The 15,638-nt window shown below is 30.0% G+C and carries 17 protein-coding genes; 6 read left to right on the top strand and 11 right to left on the bottom strand.

What is annotated here, in order from left to right; all coding sequences use genetic code 11:
* Nucleotides 1–88 precede the first annotated feature (88 nt).
* Entirely contained in the window at nt 89–2,212 is a 2,124-nt protein-coding gene (locus tag ACZ5B9_RS11385; RefSeq protein WP_464423973.1) for a Tex family protein, read from the bottom strand.
* Nucleotides 2,213–2,495: 283 nt separating this feature from the next.
* Here ACZ5B9_RS11385 and ACZ5B9_RS11390 point away from each other — a divergent pair, with 283 nt between their 5' ends.
* The 4 genes from ACZ5B9_RS11390 to ACZ5B9_RS11405 all read left to right on the top strand — a co-directional run bounded on the left by ACZ5B9_RS11390 (nt 2,496) and on the right by ACZ5B9_RS11405 (nt 7,676).
* Complete coding sequence (locus ACZ5B9_RS11390) at nt 2,496–2,966, top strand: pantothenate kinase (protein ID WP_071123996.1); 471 nt, start codon at nt 2,496–2,498, stop codon at nt 2,964–2,966.
* Between the two features lie 294 nt (nt 2,967–3,260).
* Complete coding sequence (locus tag ACZ5B9_RS11395; protein ID WP_021768061.1) at nt 3,261–3,782, top strand: hypothetical protein; 522 nt, start codon at nt 3,261–3,263, stop codon at nt 3,780–3,782.
* A gap of 119 nt (nt 3,783–3,901) precedes the next feature.
* Nucleotides 3,902–4,360, top strand: a complete 459-nt coding sequence (locus ACZ5B9_RS11400) for a putative hemolysin (protein ID WP_464422691.1) — start codon at nt 3,902–3,904, stop codon at nt 4,358–4,360.
* A gap of 223 nt (nt 4,361–4,583) precedes the next feature.
* Complete coding sequence (locus tag ACZ5B9_RS11405; protein ID WP_464422692.1) at nt 4,584–7,676, top strand: autotransporter domain-containing protein; 3,093 nt, start codon at nt 4,584–4,586, stop codon at nt 7,674–7,676.
* Between the two features lie 60 nt (nt 7,677–7,736).
* Here the strand turns inward: ACZ5B9_RS11405 and ACZ5B9_RS11410 are convergent, their stop codons facing one another.
* Both ACZ5B9_RS11410 and ACZ5B9_RS11415 read right to left on the bottom strand, forming a co-directional pair.
* Complete coding sequence (locus ACZ5B9_RS11410) at nt 7,737–8,102, bottom strand: MliC family protein (RefSeq protein WP_464422693.1); 366 nt, start codon at nt 8,100–8,102, stop codon at nt 7,737–7,739.
* 17 nt (nt 8,103–8,119) lie between these two features.
* Nucleotides 8,120–8,767, bottom strand: coding sequence for a C40 family peptidase (locus ACZ5B9_RS11415; RefSeq protein WP_464422694.1), 648 nt, complete (start codon nt 8,765–8,767; stop codon nt 8,120–8,122).
* 246 nt (nt 8,768–9,013) lie between these two features.
* On the opposite strand from ACZ5B9_RS11415, the gene ACZ5B9_RS11420 reads away from it, so the two are divergent.
* Nucleotides 9,014–9,835: a PhzF family phenazine biosynthesis protein gene (locus ACZ5B9_RS11420; RefSeq protein WP_464422695.1), complete on the top strand. Its 822-nt coding sequence runs from the start codon at nt 9,014–9,016 to the stop codon at nt 9,833–9,835.
* Nucleotides 9,836–9,994: 159 nt separating this feature from the next.
* Here the strand turns inward: ACZ5B9_RS11420 and ACZ5B9_RS11425 are convergent, their stop codons facing one another.
* The gene (locus ACZ5B9_RS11425; RefSeq protein WP_464422696.1) at nt 9,995–10,885 is read right to left on the bottom strand and encodes a DMT family transporter; all 891 of its coding nucleotides are present in this window, start codon (nt 10,883–10,885) and stop codon (nt 9,995–9,997) included.
* On the opposite strand from ACZ5B9_RS11425, the gene ACZ5B9_RS11430 reads away from it, so the two are divergent.
* Complete coding sequence (locus ACZ5B9_RS11430; protein WP_369750586.1) at nt 10,876–10,920, top strand: hypothetical protein; 45 nt, start codon at nt 10,876–10,878, stop codon at nt 10,918–10,920. The genes ACZ5B9_RS11425 and ACZ5B9_RS11430 overlap by 10 nt on opposite strands.
* A gap of 99 nt (nt 10,921–11,019) precedes the next feature.
* On the opposite strand, the gene ACZ5B9_RS11435 is transcribed toward ACZ5B9_RS11430, so the two are convergent.
* The 7 genes from ACZ5B9_RS11435 to ACZ5B9_RS11465 all read right to left on the bottom strand — a co-directional run bounded on the left by ACZ5B9_RS11435 (nt 11,020) and on the right by ACZ5B9_RS11465 (nt 15,632).
* Nucleotides 11,020–11,418 (bottom strand): adhesion protein FadA, encoded by a 399-nt coding sequence (locus tag ACZ5B9_RS11435; RefSeq protein ID WP_464422697.1) that lies wholly within the window; start codon nt 11,416–11,418, stop codon nt 11,020–11,022.
* Nucleotides 11,419–11,498: 80 nt separating this feature from the next.
* Nucleotides 11,499–11,927, bottom strand: coding sequence for an adhesion protein FadA (locus ACZ5B9_RS11440; protein WP_464422698.1), 429 nt, complete (start codon nt 11,925–11,927; stop codon nt 11,499–11,501).
* Nucleotides 11,928–12,091: 164 nt separating this feature from the next.
* Complete coding sequence (eno, locus tag ACZ5B9_RS11445; protein ID WP_006805724.1) at nt 12,092–13,402, bottom strand: phosphopyruvate hydratase; 1,311 nt, start codon at nt 13,400–13,402, stop codon at nt 12,092–12,094.
* A gap of 322 nt (nt 13,403–13,724) precedes the next feature.
* Nucleotides 13,725–13,916: a hypothetical protein gene (locus tag ACZ5B9_RS11450; RefSeq protein ID WP_464422699.1), complete on the bottom strand. Its 192-nt coding sequence runs from the start codon at nt 13,914–13,916 to the stop codon at nt 13,725–13,727.
* Between the two features lie 90 nt (nt 13,917–14,006).
* Nucleotides 14,007–14,240 (bottom strand): hypothetical protein, encoded by a 234-nt coding sequence (locus ACZ5B9_RS11455; protein ID WP_464422700.1) that lies wholly within the window; start codon nt 14,238–14,240, stop codon nt 14,007–14,009.
* A gap of 27 nt (nt 14,241–14,267) precedes the next feature.
* Nucleotides 14,268–14,738 (bottom strand): hypothetical protein, encoded by a 471-nt coding sequence (locus tag ACZ5B9_RS11460; protein WP_464422701.1) that lies wholly within the window; start codon nt 14,736–14,738, stop codon nt 14,268–14,270.
* 15 nt (nt 14,739–14,753) lie between these two features.
* A complete protein-coding gene (locus tag ACZ5B9_RS11465; protein WP_464422702.1) occupies nt 14,754–15,632 on the bottom strand; it encodes a hypothetical protein in 879 nt (292 codons plus the stop codon).
* Between the last annotated feature and the right edge of the window lie 6 nt (nt 15,633–15,638).

A 15,638-nucleotide genomic window follows, 5' to 3' on the forward strand; every position in this document is an offset into this window, starting at 1 on the left:
TTAACATCTTATACTATATCTTATCAAATTTTTTAAAAAAGTACAAATTTTTTTCTAAACAAGCTATTTTTATACAGCCCTTTATATTTTACAGTCCTTTTCTCGTAAGTCCCACTCTTCCTCTTTCCTTATCCAACGACAATATTTTAACTTTTATAATTTGTCCCACAGAAAGTTCCTTTGTAGCGTCTGAAACAAATTTTTCTGCTATTTCAGAAATATGAATCAACGCATCATTTTTTAACCCTATGTCAACAAATGCTCCAAATTTTGCCACATTTCTCACAGTTCCTTCCAGAACCATTCCTTCTGTCAAGTCATCCATGTTCAAAATATCCGAACGTAAAAGTGGTTTTTCAAATTCATCACGGGGATCACGTCTATCCTTTAACAGCGCTTCATATACATCCTTCGCAGTTTCCCTTCCAAAATCATTTTCCTTAATAATTTTTTCCAAGTCTATTTTCTGCAATTTTTGTCTTACAACATCCAAATCTTCTTTTAAGTCCTCAACTTTACAGCCAGCTTCCTTCAAGATAATTTCTGCAATGTGATATGATTCTGGATGGATAATCGTATTATCAAGCGGATTTTCACTATCAGGCACAACAACAAATCCTGCCATCTGCTCAAATGCCTTATCTCCAAGCCCTTTTACCTTTTTAAGCTGTTTTCTGTCTTTAAAATCACCATTTTCGTGTCTATAGTCCACAAGATTTTTTGCCACATTCTTCTTGATTCCAGAAACAAAACTTAACAATGCCCACGAAGCTGTATTAATATTTACTCCTACGTTATTTACTACATGCTCAATTGTTTGTTCCAAAGTTTCATTTAGCTTTTTCTGATTTACATCATGCTGGTACATTCCCACTCCAATTGATTTTGGATCAATTTTTACAAGTTCTGCCATTGGATCCTGAATTCTTCTTGCAATAGAAATGGCTCCTCTTGCCGTAACATCCAGATTAGGAAACTCCTCAATAGCAATTTTGGAAGCAGAATAAATTGAAGCCCCAGCCTCATTTGCAATCAGATACGAAACTTTTTTCTTAGAGTCCTTTATTAGATCGGCAACAAAAGCCTCCGTTTCCCTCGAAGCTGTTCCATTTCCAATTGCAATAATATCCACGTCATATTTTGCGATATAATCTAATATTTTTTTCTTTGCAGCAGCAAGCTGTCTTTCGTTATGTACTCCATCTACAAGAAAAAGTACGTCATTTGTTTCGTAAAATCCATCTTTATTAATAATTACCATCTTGCAGCCTGTTCTATATCCTGGATCCAATCCCATAAGTGTTTTTTTCGATAAAGGCGGTTGTAACAATAGTTTTTCCAGATTTTCAGAAAAAATGTTGATTGCTTCTTCTTCCGCTTTTTCTGTATAAATATTTCTCACTTCATTCTTTATGGATGGATAAGCCAGTCTGTCCAGCGAATCTTTTATAACTTCCTTAAAAAATTCTGTTAAATTTTTATTTTCAAAAGTATTCAGAATAAAGTTTGTTATAACTTCTTCTGTTTTTTCATCAATATCAATGTCAACTTTCAGTATTTTTTCCTTTTCTCCACGATTTAACGCAAGAATCCTATTTGAAGCACTTCTCCCAATTTGCTCCGAATATTCATAATAATCCTGATAAACACCTTTTTCATCATTTTCCTTATTTTTCTCAATAACTTTAGAAGTTAAAATTCCAAATTTTGCAATTTTATCCCTTAAAAATTCTCTGATTTTAATATTTTCCGAAATATCCTGAGCAATTATCAAATGCACTCCTTCAATTGCAGCCTTAACATCTGCCACTTCTTCCGTAACATATTTCTCAGCTTCTTTCTCCAGCTGCTCCATCGTAGTCCCTTTGGCTAATGCAAACTCTGAAAGAGGCTCTAATCCTTGCTCTTTTGCAATATCCGCTTTTGTTTTCTTCTTTTTCTTATAAGGCAGGTACAGATCTTCCACTTCCTGCAGTTTCATGGCATTTACAATACTTTTATGCAATTCCTCAGTTAGTTTTCCTTGCTCCTCAATCAGCCTTATAACTTCCTCTTTCCTCTTTTCCAGATTCCTGTAATACGTAATTTTCTCAATTACATCCCGAATCTGCTCCTCATCCAGATTCCCCGTAACTTCCTTCCGATACCTAGCAATAAACGGTACAGTTGCCCCTTCATCAAAAAGTTTTATCGTATTTTCTACTTGCGGCATTTTAAAGTTCAGTTCTTTTGCCACACTAGCTACAATATCCAATGTCTTTCCTCCATTTACAGTTTGATTTTTTTATTTGAATTTATCAAAATCTATTTTAGCATAATTTATAAAAAATAACCAGTTGAATAATTTTATTCAATCTATTTTCTAAAAAAAATTTCAAAAAAATCGCAAAAAAAACAGTATTGACTTACTGTAAATTCTATTATATAATTTTATTAATCAAGAAGTAGAATAAAAAATTTGCTATTTTGAAAACAAATAAAAAGGAGAATTTGTCATGAAGAAAAATTTAAAAAAATTATGTTTGTTGATAGCAGTATTAACAATGGGAGCAGTAACTTATGCAAATGAAAGTATTATTGCTGAAAATAATACACAAAGCATTCAGCAAGACGAAGAATTTCCAGGTGGATTAGCAAAAGGAATAGATCAAAAATTTACTACAGATGGAAAGTTGCATGCAGAAAAATTTTTGAATAAATTATTTAATTATACAGATACATCAGACAATTTCAAAATTCAAAAAGATAGTAAAGGATACTTTGTAACACAGTACATTGATGAATCAGAAGAAAAAGATGGTTCTGGACCAACAAAAGAGGAAAAAATTAGGCTAAAATTAGTAAAAAATGTTTTTCTGACAGAAGTAGATGGTGATGGTTTAACTTATGCTTATGATACAAAACTTAAAAAGGTCGTGCTTATAAATCCAGCCAACAACTATAGAATAATGTTCATAGTTGATTAAAAATCTGATTTTGAGATTTTATTCAGAACTTTATAACTTATATTTATTAAAAACAGGGAGAAAATTAACCTTTTCGCAAATTTATTTGTCTATTGTGGTTAGTTTTCTCTTTTTTATTCGCTTGATTATCTATAAATTTTAAAGTTATTTGAAATATATTTTAACGGTATAATTTTTACTGTTAATAAAAAACAAAAAAGTTACTTGACATTTTAAAAAATTTAGTATATAATTATATTAAAATAAAACAGAAAATTATTTACTATAAAAATAAATCAAGAAGGAGAATTTATCATGAAAAAGAATTTAAAAAAATTATGTGTTCTAATGGCAATGTTGGCAATAAGTGCTGTATCTTATGCAAATGAAAGTGTTATTACTGAAAATAATACACAAAGCATTCAGCAAGACGAAGAATCTCTAGGCGGATTAGCAAAAGGATTCGATCAGCAATTTACTACAGATGGAAAATTGCATCCAGAAAAGCTTTTGAACAAGAGATTTGGCTATCCAGATTCATCAGACGGTTTTAAAATTCAGAAAGACAGCAAAGGATATTTTTTAATACACTATGTTACTGAAGGTCTCTATTCTGATAATTTCAACACTCAGAAAGACTACAAATATTCTGATATACCTGACGATAAAACGATAGTAAAAGAGGAAAAAATCAGATTAAAATTGGAAAAGAATGTATTTCTTAGAGCCCTTGGTGATAATAATAATGATTACGCCTATGCCTATGATACAAAACTTAAAAAAGTGGTAATTATAAATCCATACAACAATTATAAAATAGTATATCCTGTTAATTAATTACAATTTAACTTTTTTGAATTTTTCAATTTTTAAACATAAAATAATAATAAATACACGAAAATCAAATTTTTCTGTGTTATATTACTATAGAAAGAATAATAAAAAGGAGAATAAAAATGAAAAATTTAAAAGTAATTATAACTACTCTTATGATTGGTATATCTGTTATAGGAATGAGTGCAAGTTTTAGTTTCAGAAAAAATAGAAACAAAAATAAAACTAATACTTCAAAACCTGCACCAACTGTAGGAATGGCAAACCCTGCTTCCGTTTATTGTGAAAAACAAGGTGGAAAACCTATTATTGTAAAAGGTAGCAAAGGTGAATATGGAGTTTGTCAATTAAAAGATGGAACAACTATTGAAGAATGGGAATATTACAGACAAAATAATACTCCACAAAGCTTTGAAGCTGAAATAATAACAGGATCACCAAATCCTGCTTCAAAATTTTGTGTAGATAAAGGCGGAAGTTCTGTTACTATTAAAGACAGAAAAGGTAAACAAAAAAATGTGTGTAAATTTAAAAATGGTACACAAATTGACGAATGGGATTATTACAGACAAAATAACTAATAACCTTAAACTCTATAATACTATTTATAAAGATGGCAAATTAAAAAATTTGCCATTTTTTAATTACCTATTATTTTTAAAAAAATATCAAAATTTAAAATAAATATGAAAAAATTGATATAAAAAATAATTATATTTAAAAGTTTTTTCTAATTTTATATGCTATAATTATCACGAATGAAAAATTAATTTTAAACAAATAAAATACAAAGGAGATATAAATATGAAGAAAACCTTATTATTAATTAGTCTTATCACAGTATTATCAAGCTGTGGTGGGGGCGGAGGAGGTGGAGGCGGTTCTTCTCAAACATCAGGAACTACTCCAATAGCACCTACTTCAGAAAATACAAATACTAGTTCTGGAAATATAAATACCAATGCTGGGAATGTAAATATTGGCTCTGGAAATACAGGCGGAATAAACAATAATACACCGTCAGTGCAACCACAAAATACTGGTTCTAGTACAATACCTCAGATACCATCAGTAGACAATCGTTTTACTAAACCTGTTGATTCAAGAGAAATTACAGGACAAGGAGTTAAGGTAGGTGTTTTGGATAGTGATTTTTTGAGTGGTAATAATGCACAAACAAAAAATTTCCATTCAAAGATAATTAATAGTTTTGAAATAGGAGATACTTTCAATACGGTAATCGAAGATGAATTTGGTGACAGAATGACTACACTTCCAAAAAATAATACAAAATCCACTGATAAAAGTGATCACGGTCTTATTGTAGCAACTATTTTAGCTGGAAATAACGGAAAAGGAGCAAAAAAATCAGAAGTATATGGAGCAAGTATTTCAAACGGTCCAGCATACCAAGTTGATATAGAATATTATAGACAAATGTATAATAATGGTGTAAGGATATACAATCAGTCATTGGGCCACGAAAATGTTCAATTTGATAAACCTCAAGGAATTTATATAGAACCCCATAGAGCTCATGAATTTGACTATAAAAAACAATTTCAGCAAACAGTTTATATTCCTGATGGAAATTACTCTGAGGAACAACTAAAAAATAAAGCAGATGAAATTATAAAATTTTATGAAGAAGCAATAGAAAATGGATCATTGTTTGTATGGGCTGCAGGTAATAAGCCACTTTATGGTGTAGATTTTGAGGCAGGATTACCATATTATAACAGAAAACTTCAAAAAGGATGGATAGCAGTAGTAGGAGTAAAAGTTAAACCAGATGGAACAATAACTGACTACCCTAACAGGTTGGCACACGCAGGAGGAGCTGCTTACTGGTCTATTGCAGCAAATGGTGATTGTGAACTTTCTGAATGCCGTAAACATGGTTCCTCTTTTGCTGCACCTAAAGTAACAGCAACTGCAGCAAAATTAAAAGAAAAATTTCCTTGGATGACAGGGCATGAAATACAGCAAACAATCCTTACTACTGCAGATAGAATATACGATTTAATGACTGAAGATGGTAAACTTAGTTTAAATTTTGGTTGGGGATTACTTAATGAAACAAAAGCTTTAAAAGGGCCTTCTGAGTTTAATAACATACTTATTGTTGGTGAAAGAGCTTCAGCTGCAGGATTAAAAGGACAATTTAATGCTAATATCGGAAATTCCAAGACATCAATTTTTGAAAATGATATTACAGGTGATGCAGGATTAAAAAAATCTGGTAATGGAACATTGATATTAACAGGGAATAATAGCTATGCTGGAAATACTACTATAGATGAAGGAAAATTAGAAATATATGGAAATAATGCCTCTAATATAACAATAAACCAGCAAGGAACATTGGTAACTTATCCAACAGCTATAATAAATGAACAGAAAAATGTTTATAATAATGGTGGAACTTTGGAAAATAGAGGTTCAGGAGCTGTCATAACTGGAGATTACACTGCAACTGCTGGTTCTGTAACAAAAGCAGAAATTGGTTCTAAACTTATAGTTAATGGAACAGTGAATTTAAATGGAGAAAGTACTACATTACAAACTTTAAGCAACGGAAGATACATTACAGCAAAACCATTATCAACGACTGTAATTGAAGCAGGAAAAGGAATTGAAGGAAATTTTGCAAATGTTGAAACAACTGAATTGGTAAATGGTTCAACTGAAGTTAAAGGAAACCAATTGAATGTTAATTTAAGTAGAAAAAATGTATTAGACTATGTAGAAAAAATATCAGAATCTGATGAAATGCAAAAAAATACTGCACAAAACTTGGAAACTGCCTTCCAAAAATTAGATCAAAATATAGAAAATGGTACTGCTGGAAATGTCGCTCAGTTTGAAAGAAAAGCTGCTACTCTACAAGCTCTTACTTCTTCTAACAGAGCTGCTGTTTTAGATAGCTTATCTGGACAAATTTATGCTTCTGCACAAGCTCTTACTTTCCAACATTCACAAACTGTAAATAAGGACTTGTCAAATAGATTAGTTATGCTTGGTACTCTTGACAATGTTGGAGATAATTTTGGACTATGGATTTCTGGATTGGGAGCTAATGGTACATTAAAACAAGATGGATATGGTAAAGGAGATACTAAAGTCGTTGGTGGGCAAGTTGGAGTTGATAAGCAATTTGGTGAAAACTTGATTTTAGGTACTGCATTGTCTTATTCAAAAGCTAATGTTAAATTTAACAGATATGGTGGTAAATCTGATGCTAATAACTTTGGAGTTTCACTATATGGAAGGTTAGGGAACAAAAATATTCCATTCTACTTGCAAGGACGTTTTGGAATTGGATTTGTTGACAGTGATGTTGAAAGAGATATTATTTTAAGTACTAATGATTACACAAGAGCTAAAATTAACCATAATGATAAAGTTTACTCTGGATATTTAGAAACAGGATATGATATTAAAAATGGTAATGGAGACTTTGTTGTAACACCATTTGTAGGATTAACTCACGATACAGTTGTAAGAGGATCATTCTCAGAAGAAAAGAGTCAATTTGGATTGACTGCTGACAAGAAAAATTACAACCAGACAGCTGCATTACTTGGAGTTAGAATTGGAAAAGCTGTAAACTGGAATAGTGAAAGCAAGACTACATTCCAAGGTTATGTAACACATCAAAGAGCTTTTAATGATCAGGATTTAAGTTTTGATGCAAGATATACTGGATTACCAGGAGCGACATTCAAGGTAAAAGGAATTGGACTTGCTAAAAATAGAACTTGGATAGGAGTTGGAGCATTGACTGAAGTAAATTCTAAATTTGGATGGTATGTAAACTATGATGGTTCAATTGATAGTGGAAAAGGTAAAGGAAATAACAATGTGTTTACAACAGGACTTAGATTTAATTTTTAAATTAATTTAAGCAAAATAAAAAGGACTGACTTAGAAATAGGTACAGTCCTTATTTTATCACTATTTTACAAGATTACAAGAAATATCTTTACCATCTCGATTAAGTAATGCTTCATTTCCTTTTATATGAATTTCAATTTCCCCATTACTATATCTCGAACCACTCGCAGATATAACTTGATCTAATTGAAATTTAGTATTTGATACAACATCTACCAGCTGAACTTTATCATTTGTAATATAGTTTACAACATATTGCTTCTTACTACAATTAAATGTTTGTGAAACAATAGCTTTTTTTCTATAGCTTATTACTGGATTTTTTCTTTTTATCTGTTTATGTTTATTTGCAGCAATTCCATTTAGTGAACACCCCAACAATAGTATTCCTATAGCTATTATTGTTAATTTTTTAGTCAATTTCATAAATTCCTACTTTCTCCTTATGCATTATGGACTCTAACACCATATTTAAAATATTTTCTCCAATAAGGACTTTTTAATGAAGACATCACAACACCTTTTGAAGATGAAGCATTTATAAATAATGAATTACCAACGTAAACAGCTGTATGGCTCGTTCTGTTATCTGGTGTAAAATAAACAATATCTCCTGATTTTAAATTTTTAGCTGAAACTCTTGTCCCCTGCTTTATCTGCTGTTGCGAAACTCTAGGAAGTTCCTTATTAAAAGCTTCACGATAAACTCTACGTGTTAAGGCTGAACAGTCAATCCCACTTTTCGAATCTCCTCCTAAAGCATATTTTGTCCCTCTCCATCTGCTGTATGAAGTTAAAAGTTTTCTTTCTACAGCCGCTTTTTTTCTCTCTTGAGTTGAACCTGAAGCCATGGCCTTAGCATGTCTTTGTCTTAATTCTGTCATTTTTGTTTCAATAAGTTCGCTTTTATTATTTGAAGAAATACCATAAATTCCAGTATTGCTTCCACTACGACTTTTTCTATTCTTTACAGGTTTGTGAGAAGTTTTTGATTTGTCAACTTTTTTAGTTTTTGATGTTTTTGCATGTAGATTTGAACCTACAAAAGCTGATAACATACATACTGCTGTTAAAAACTTGTTTTTTCTCATATATTTTTTATTCCTTTCAAAATTAATTTTCAATTGTAATATTTTCTGTGTATCAATTGTAACATTAATTTTAAGAAAAGTAAATTAACTAAAAATAAAATATAATTTAATTTTGAAAAAACAATAAAATTTAGTAAAATATCGTAATTAATATTGCAATTTATCTAACCAAAATAAAAATTTTATATAAAAATATTCTAAAATCTGTTAAAATAAACAAAATTGATTTGAAAGGAAACCAATATTATGAAGCAATATATAATTGACGCTTTTACAGACAAAGTTTTTTCAGGGAATCCAGCTGCAATCTGTATTCTGGACGAATGGCTTTCTGACGACACTATGCTTTTAATAGCAAGAGAGAACAATTTGTCCGAAACAGCCTTTGCAGTAAAAGGAGAAGGAAATCATCATAAATTACGCTGGTTTACGCCAGGCGGTGAAATTGATTTATGTGGACATGCCACGCTTGCCTGTGCTTTTGTAATTATGAATTATTATGAAAAAAATTTAAAAACTGTAATTTTTGATACATTGAGCGGAAAATTGACTGTAAATAGAAAAAATGGAGATTTATACGAGCTTGATTTCCCTGCTTATGATTTGAAAAAAGTTGAAATAACTGATAAAATGATTGAATTGATTGGGAAAAAACCAGCTGAAGCATATTTAGGACGAGATTTAATGTGCATCTTTGACGATGAAGAGTTTATTTTAAGTGCAGATTTAGATTCGGAAAAAATTAAAAAACTTGATGGATTATTACTGCATATTACTGCTCAACATAGTAATTATTCTTTAAATTCTAAAATAAAAAATACAACTGATAAAATAGACTGTATTTCCCGTTCCTTTGCTCCTAAATTAAATATTTACGAAGATCCTGTCTGCGGCTCTGGGCACTGCCATATTGCTCCTTACTGGATGGCAAAACTGCAAAAGGAAAATTTAATCGCTTATCAGGCTTCAGAACGAAGCGGAACACTTTATTGTACTCTAGCAGATAACGGAAGAATAAAAATGAGTGGAAAAGCAGCTTTATTTGCAATTTCAGAAATTTTCATATAGAAAAATGTTTTTAAAACTTTACTCACAAATTACGATAGACTACTCAAACCTCAAGTTTTATAATTTTTTACTATTCTATTTAAATCAAATTTTACTTATAAAATAAAAGAGGGGAAAATTCTCCCCTCAAAGCATTTTTTTATCAGAATTCAATAATTTCTACAATCTCTTTTCCAAAATAAAAATTGATACAAACACTAATATAAAACCAACTATTTCAATAAAAGAAAATTTTAATCCAAAAATAGCAACTGATAATATCGCTGCAAGTACAGGCTCAAAAGCAGTTAAAATTCCTGCAAGGGAAGAGGAAATATAATTCAGGCTTGCAATGTAAATTAAATAGGCTATGGAAGTTCCTAAAATTACAACGATTATTACCTGAATCATTGATTTTGCATTTACATTTCCTTCAATTTTCCAAATAGGATGAATAACATTTGAAATTATGCTACCTATTATCATTCCCCATCCAACTACTGTAATACTTCCATATTTTTTCAAAAGTTTTTTTGGATATGTTGAATAAAAAGCTATCATAATTGCTGAAATTACTCCTAACAGCAATGCTTCTAGTGAAATTGATAAATTTGAAAAGTTTCCTTTAGTGGCAATAAATACAACTCCTAAAATTGTCATAAACAATAGAATAACAGTTGAAACAGCTGGGATTTTTTTATTTTTTATAGATTCATAAATAAATATAAAAAATGGTGCGGTAAACTGTAAAATTGTAGCAAAAGAAACATTGCTGAGCTCAATTGTTTTAAAATATGTATACTGAACTAAGTACATTCCCGCTGTTCCAAATAAAATTATTCCAGCACAATCTCTTTTATTTTTTAATGGCCTTAAAACAGATTTTTTTTCAATAAAAATAACAATTAGAAACAATAAAATTCCAGAAATTAATGTTCTAGTCGAGACTAACCAGTCTGATGAAAAATTAAATTTTTTAAAAAGGATTTCTCCAGAAATCCCTGAAATTGCCCATAGACTAGAAGCTAAACTAGCTAATAACATTCCGTGTAATTTTTTTTGTGTTTGCATATTTCATTTCTCCTTTTGATTTAATTCATAAATAAAAGTATTATTCTTATTTTTAGTTATTAAACTAATAAACATAAAAAAAAATGCCTTTGCAAATAACTTGTAAAAGCACCTTTTTTATATTAACTTAGTTATTATCTTAAAGATTTAATTAATTCAAAGTTATCGATAATTTGTTGTTCTCTAGCGATTTCTTTGTCTAATTGATTTCTTAAGTTTTTGTATTCAGTAGCTTTAGCTTTGAATTCTTTTCCGAAAATACTTGTATCTGTATTTGCTTCAATTTCAGCAAGTCTTTCGTCGATTTTAGCTTGCATTGCAGTGTAGTTTGCTAATCTTTGAGATGCTGCATTTGCTTGAGCTTCTTGTTCTCTGAATTTTGCATCTTCCATTTGTTGTAATTTGATTAATTGATTTTCTAAGCTGTTTAAGCTGCTTTCGATTGATGATCCACCTGCTGCTGGTTTTGGAGCTGCAAATGAAACACTACTTAATACTAATACTCCTAATAATACTGCTAATTTTTTTTTCATTTTTCATACACGAGACTAAATAAAACTTCCTTAAATTTTATTTTAATTTCTCGTATCTCCTTTCATTAATTTAAATTTGATTAATTACCTTTTAATGCTTCTATAGCTGCAAAATTTTCAACTGTTGTGTTTAAAGACTTGATTTCTGAATCTAATGCTTTAACTACAGTTTTGTATTGTTTTGCTAACTCAGAATATTGAGCTTTAAATGCTTTTGAATCTGCTGCTGCTTCAATTTTAGCGATTCTTTCTTCAATTTGAGCTTTTTGAGCTTGTTTTTCAGCTAATCTATTAGCAGCTGCCTCAGCATTTTCTTTTAATTTGCTGTACTCTTGGTTCTCCATATTTACTAGTCTTTCATATTCTGCTTCAAGCTGATTAAATCTACCAGTTACTGTTTGATTTGCCACTTGTTTTGATGGTTGTTTTGCTTGTTTTGTAGATTTTGCAGAAGCAGCTGAGAATGATAAAGCACTCAAAAGTACAAATAAAATTCCAACTTTTTTCATTATTTTTGCCTCCTAAATTAGTTATCGGTTTTAATTATCTTTTATATTATATATCATTTATTAATAATTGTCAATTCTTATTTAAAAACATCTCTTTTAAATGTATTTTATTACCTTCAAAAGAGACATTTTTAACTTTTAACTTTTATTAATTTTATGTATTATTATTTAATGTTGATGTTGTAGAATGCTTTTTTACCTTCGTAAACAGCTTCTTCTGCCAAGTCATCTTCGATTCTTAATAATTGGTTATATTTAGCCATTCTGTCTGTTCTTGATGCAGATCCTGTTTTAATTTGTCCTGCATTTGTAGCAACTGCGATGTCAGCAATTGTATCATCTTCAGTTTCTCCTGATCTGTGAGATACTACTGCAGTATATCCGGCTTTTTTAGCCATTTCAATTGCATCTAATGTTTCTGTTAAAGTACCAATTTGGTTTACTTTAATTAAGATTGAATTAGCAATTCCTTTTTTGATTCCTTCTTCTAATCTTACTGTGTTAGTAACGAACAAGTCATCTCCTACTAATTGAACGTCTTTTCCAATTGCATCAGTTAATTTTTTGAATCCATCCCAGTCATCTTCAGCAAGTCCGTCTTCAATTGATACGATTGGGTATTTAGAAGTTAGATGTTTATACCATTCAACCATTTCGTCTGAGTTTCTTACAACTCCACCTTCTCTTTTGAATGTATAAGTATAAGATCCGTCTGCATTTTTAGTTGCAAATTCTGATGAAGCGGCATCCATTGCAAATGTAATATCTTCTCCTAATTTGTATCCAGCAGCTTCTACAGCTTGAGAAATTACATCTAAAGCTCCTTCAGTTCCATTAATGTTAGATGGTGCATATCCACCTTCATTTCCTACGTTAGTAGAATCTCCGTTTGCTTTTAAGATTTTTCCTAAGTGATGGAAAATTTCAGAACCCATTCTTAATGCTTCTTTGTATGTTTTAGCTCCTACAGGTTGTACCATGAATTCTTGGACGTCTACTGCTGAATCAGCATGTGATCCACCATTTAAGATATTCATCATTGGTACTGGTAATTCTTTAGCGTTTACTCCACCTAAATATCTGTATAAAGGTATACCTAATTGGTTAGCCGCTGCTTTTGCCACTGCTAATGATACACCTAAAATTGCGTTAGCTCCTAATTTACCTTTGTTAGGTGTTCCGTCTAACTCGATCATGGCTTTATCAATAGCTACTTGGTCTAAAGCGTCAAATCCGATTAAGTGTTCAGCAATAACTTTGTTTACATTTTCTACTGCTTGTAACACACCTTGCCCTAAATATCTAGATTTGTCACCATCTCTTAATTCAACTGCTTCATGTTCTCCAGTTGATGCTCCAGATGGCACAGAAGCTCTTCCCATTGCTCCACCTTCTAAGTACACTTCAACTTCCACAGTTGGATTTCCTCTTGAATCAAGTATCTCTCTTGCATAGATATCTTCAATTCTAGTCATTTCTAATTACCTCCGTAAATTTATTTATTATAATATTTCTCAACTATAATTATATCACAATGTGGCCTTATTTTCAAAACAAAATTTCAATTTTTTCAAAAAAATTTAATAAAATTTATTAAAATTCAATAATATAAAAATATTTTTATGTTCTTTTCATTTTTAATTATTTATATTTTAGTATAGAAATTTGAAAATAAGAGTTTTCTCCTTAAATTTCCTAGCTGCTGACAGCTGGACTGTTAACAGATAAATCCATATTTTGATATATTCCCATTTATTTTTGTCCTTGTCTGGCAAAAGACTTTTTTCTGTTTTTACTTTAATTTTGTTTTATTGACCTAATTTTATATTCCAATACCCTTGGCGCTGCAGTTTGTACTGTAATAAAAGTGTGGTCCATCATTTTTGCAATTTCTATTGTTTTTTTACTGTTATAAAGCAGCAGCCTTCCTTTTGCTTCCAGTTTTGTCATTTTTTCCTTAGAAAGCCTGTTTTGGTTTTTTATATACATTTTTATTATTTGTTCATGTTTGGCATCGGTAGTTTGTGAGTCAAAAACTGAAGAAACTAGCCTCCCATCGACAAAATTAAAACTATTCAGCTACCTTTCAATTCCCAGCGGATCTTTTACATTAGCATAGTAATAAACTGCATAATTCCCTTCATCATGTGAATTTGACAGAGCTTTTTTCTGAATAATTTTAGCAAATTCCTGTTTTGTCATACCAAATTTTAAAGTGCTTGTAATACTTTCTCCATAACTTTTTTCAAATTCTGGATTTCCAAACATAAACGTTGAAAACACCAGCATCATTACTAACAAAATTTTTTTCATAAATTTAATTTCCTTTCTTAAATTTGTTTATAATTTTTCCAATAATCTCTCATGATTTTCTCCAAGCAAATTATCTAATATTTTATAAAACTCGTTATTTTCAACATTTGAATCAAAAGAATAATGTTCATTTTTATCATAAATTATAATCTTGCTTTCTGGATAATGATCATCAATTACTACATTTTCGTTTGGATTTTTCATCCCATTTGTTATTTTCTTAATTATATTATTTTTTTGTTTATAATCTTTTAAAACAATTTTTCTTGAATATTTTTTGACTCCATGTAAATAGGAAACATTACAATTTAGCTTCTCACATTCAAGATTCCACTCAAAATAGTCTGAATTTCCTGTAACAGCTTCTTTATGCTTAAAGTCATAATTTTTACTAAAATCCAATTTTTTTAAATCTTTATTGCTGTATTTCTTTCTGTCGAATTTCCCGCAAGAAATAAACATCAAGATTAAGCATATAAATAAAAATATTTTTTTCATATTCAATTTTCCTCACTACATCTCATTCAAATATTTATCCAGATAATCTGCATCTTTTGCAGTTGCTTTCTTTATTTCCTTAGAAATATAGGTGCTTTCTAACTTCTGCTTATTTTGTTCACGTAACTTTTTATTTGCAATTTCTTCATTTATCATCAAAACATTTAATAATAGCAATGTTTCTTTTCGGCGGTTATATTCACGAACTTCATTTGATACATTGGCATTTATGATGTTGTTTATATATTCTGAAACTGCTTTTTCGATTTTACCGTCATTGTAATATTTTCTCACTTCAGACAATGTGTAAGTCAAGTTCATCGAATGTACTTCTTCATCTGCCATTCCAACCTGTCTTTTTACATCTTCGCTTTTTAATAAATTTAAAACTTTTTTTATTTGAATCTGTCTATTATCTTCATTTGCAATGTTAAATATTTTTACAATTTCCATAATGGGAGTATTATTATACTTTTTTTCTATTTCTTTATAATAGCTATCGCTTTTATCCTTTTTTCCAATTCCGCGATAATATACCATGTTTGCAAATAATTTTTCATACTCGTAAGGAGTGTGTTTTGTGAATAAATCTAAATATTTTTCATAATCTTTTCCGATTTTAGACTCATAAATTGTGATAATATCTTCTGACACAATGTAATTTCGCTCATCTTTTTTCAAGATAGCAAGCAGTTTATTCAATTTTTCTCCAATTACAGTTTCATCATTTTCAAAAGCCACAATATCTCTTATTTCATAATCAATTTTTTTTGTTTCATCAATTATTGCCTGCTTTATTCCCATTTTTGAAAGATTTTCCTGAATTTGCTCCTTTCTTGTGTAAGCAAAGCTCAGACTGCTTAACAGTAAAAATGCTATTGTTAATTTTCTCATAAATTG

This window comes from Leptotrichia sp. SK-5, assembly GCF_055387215.1.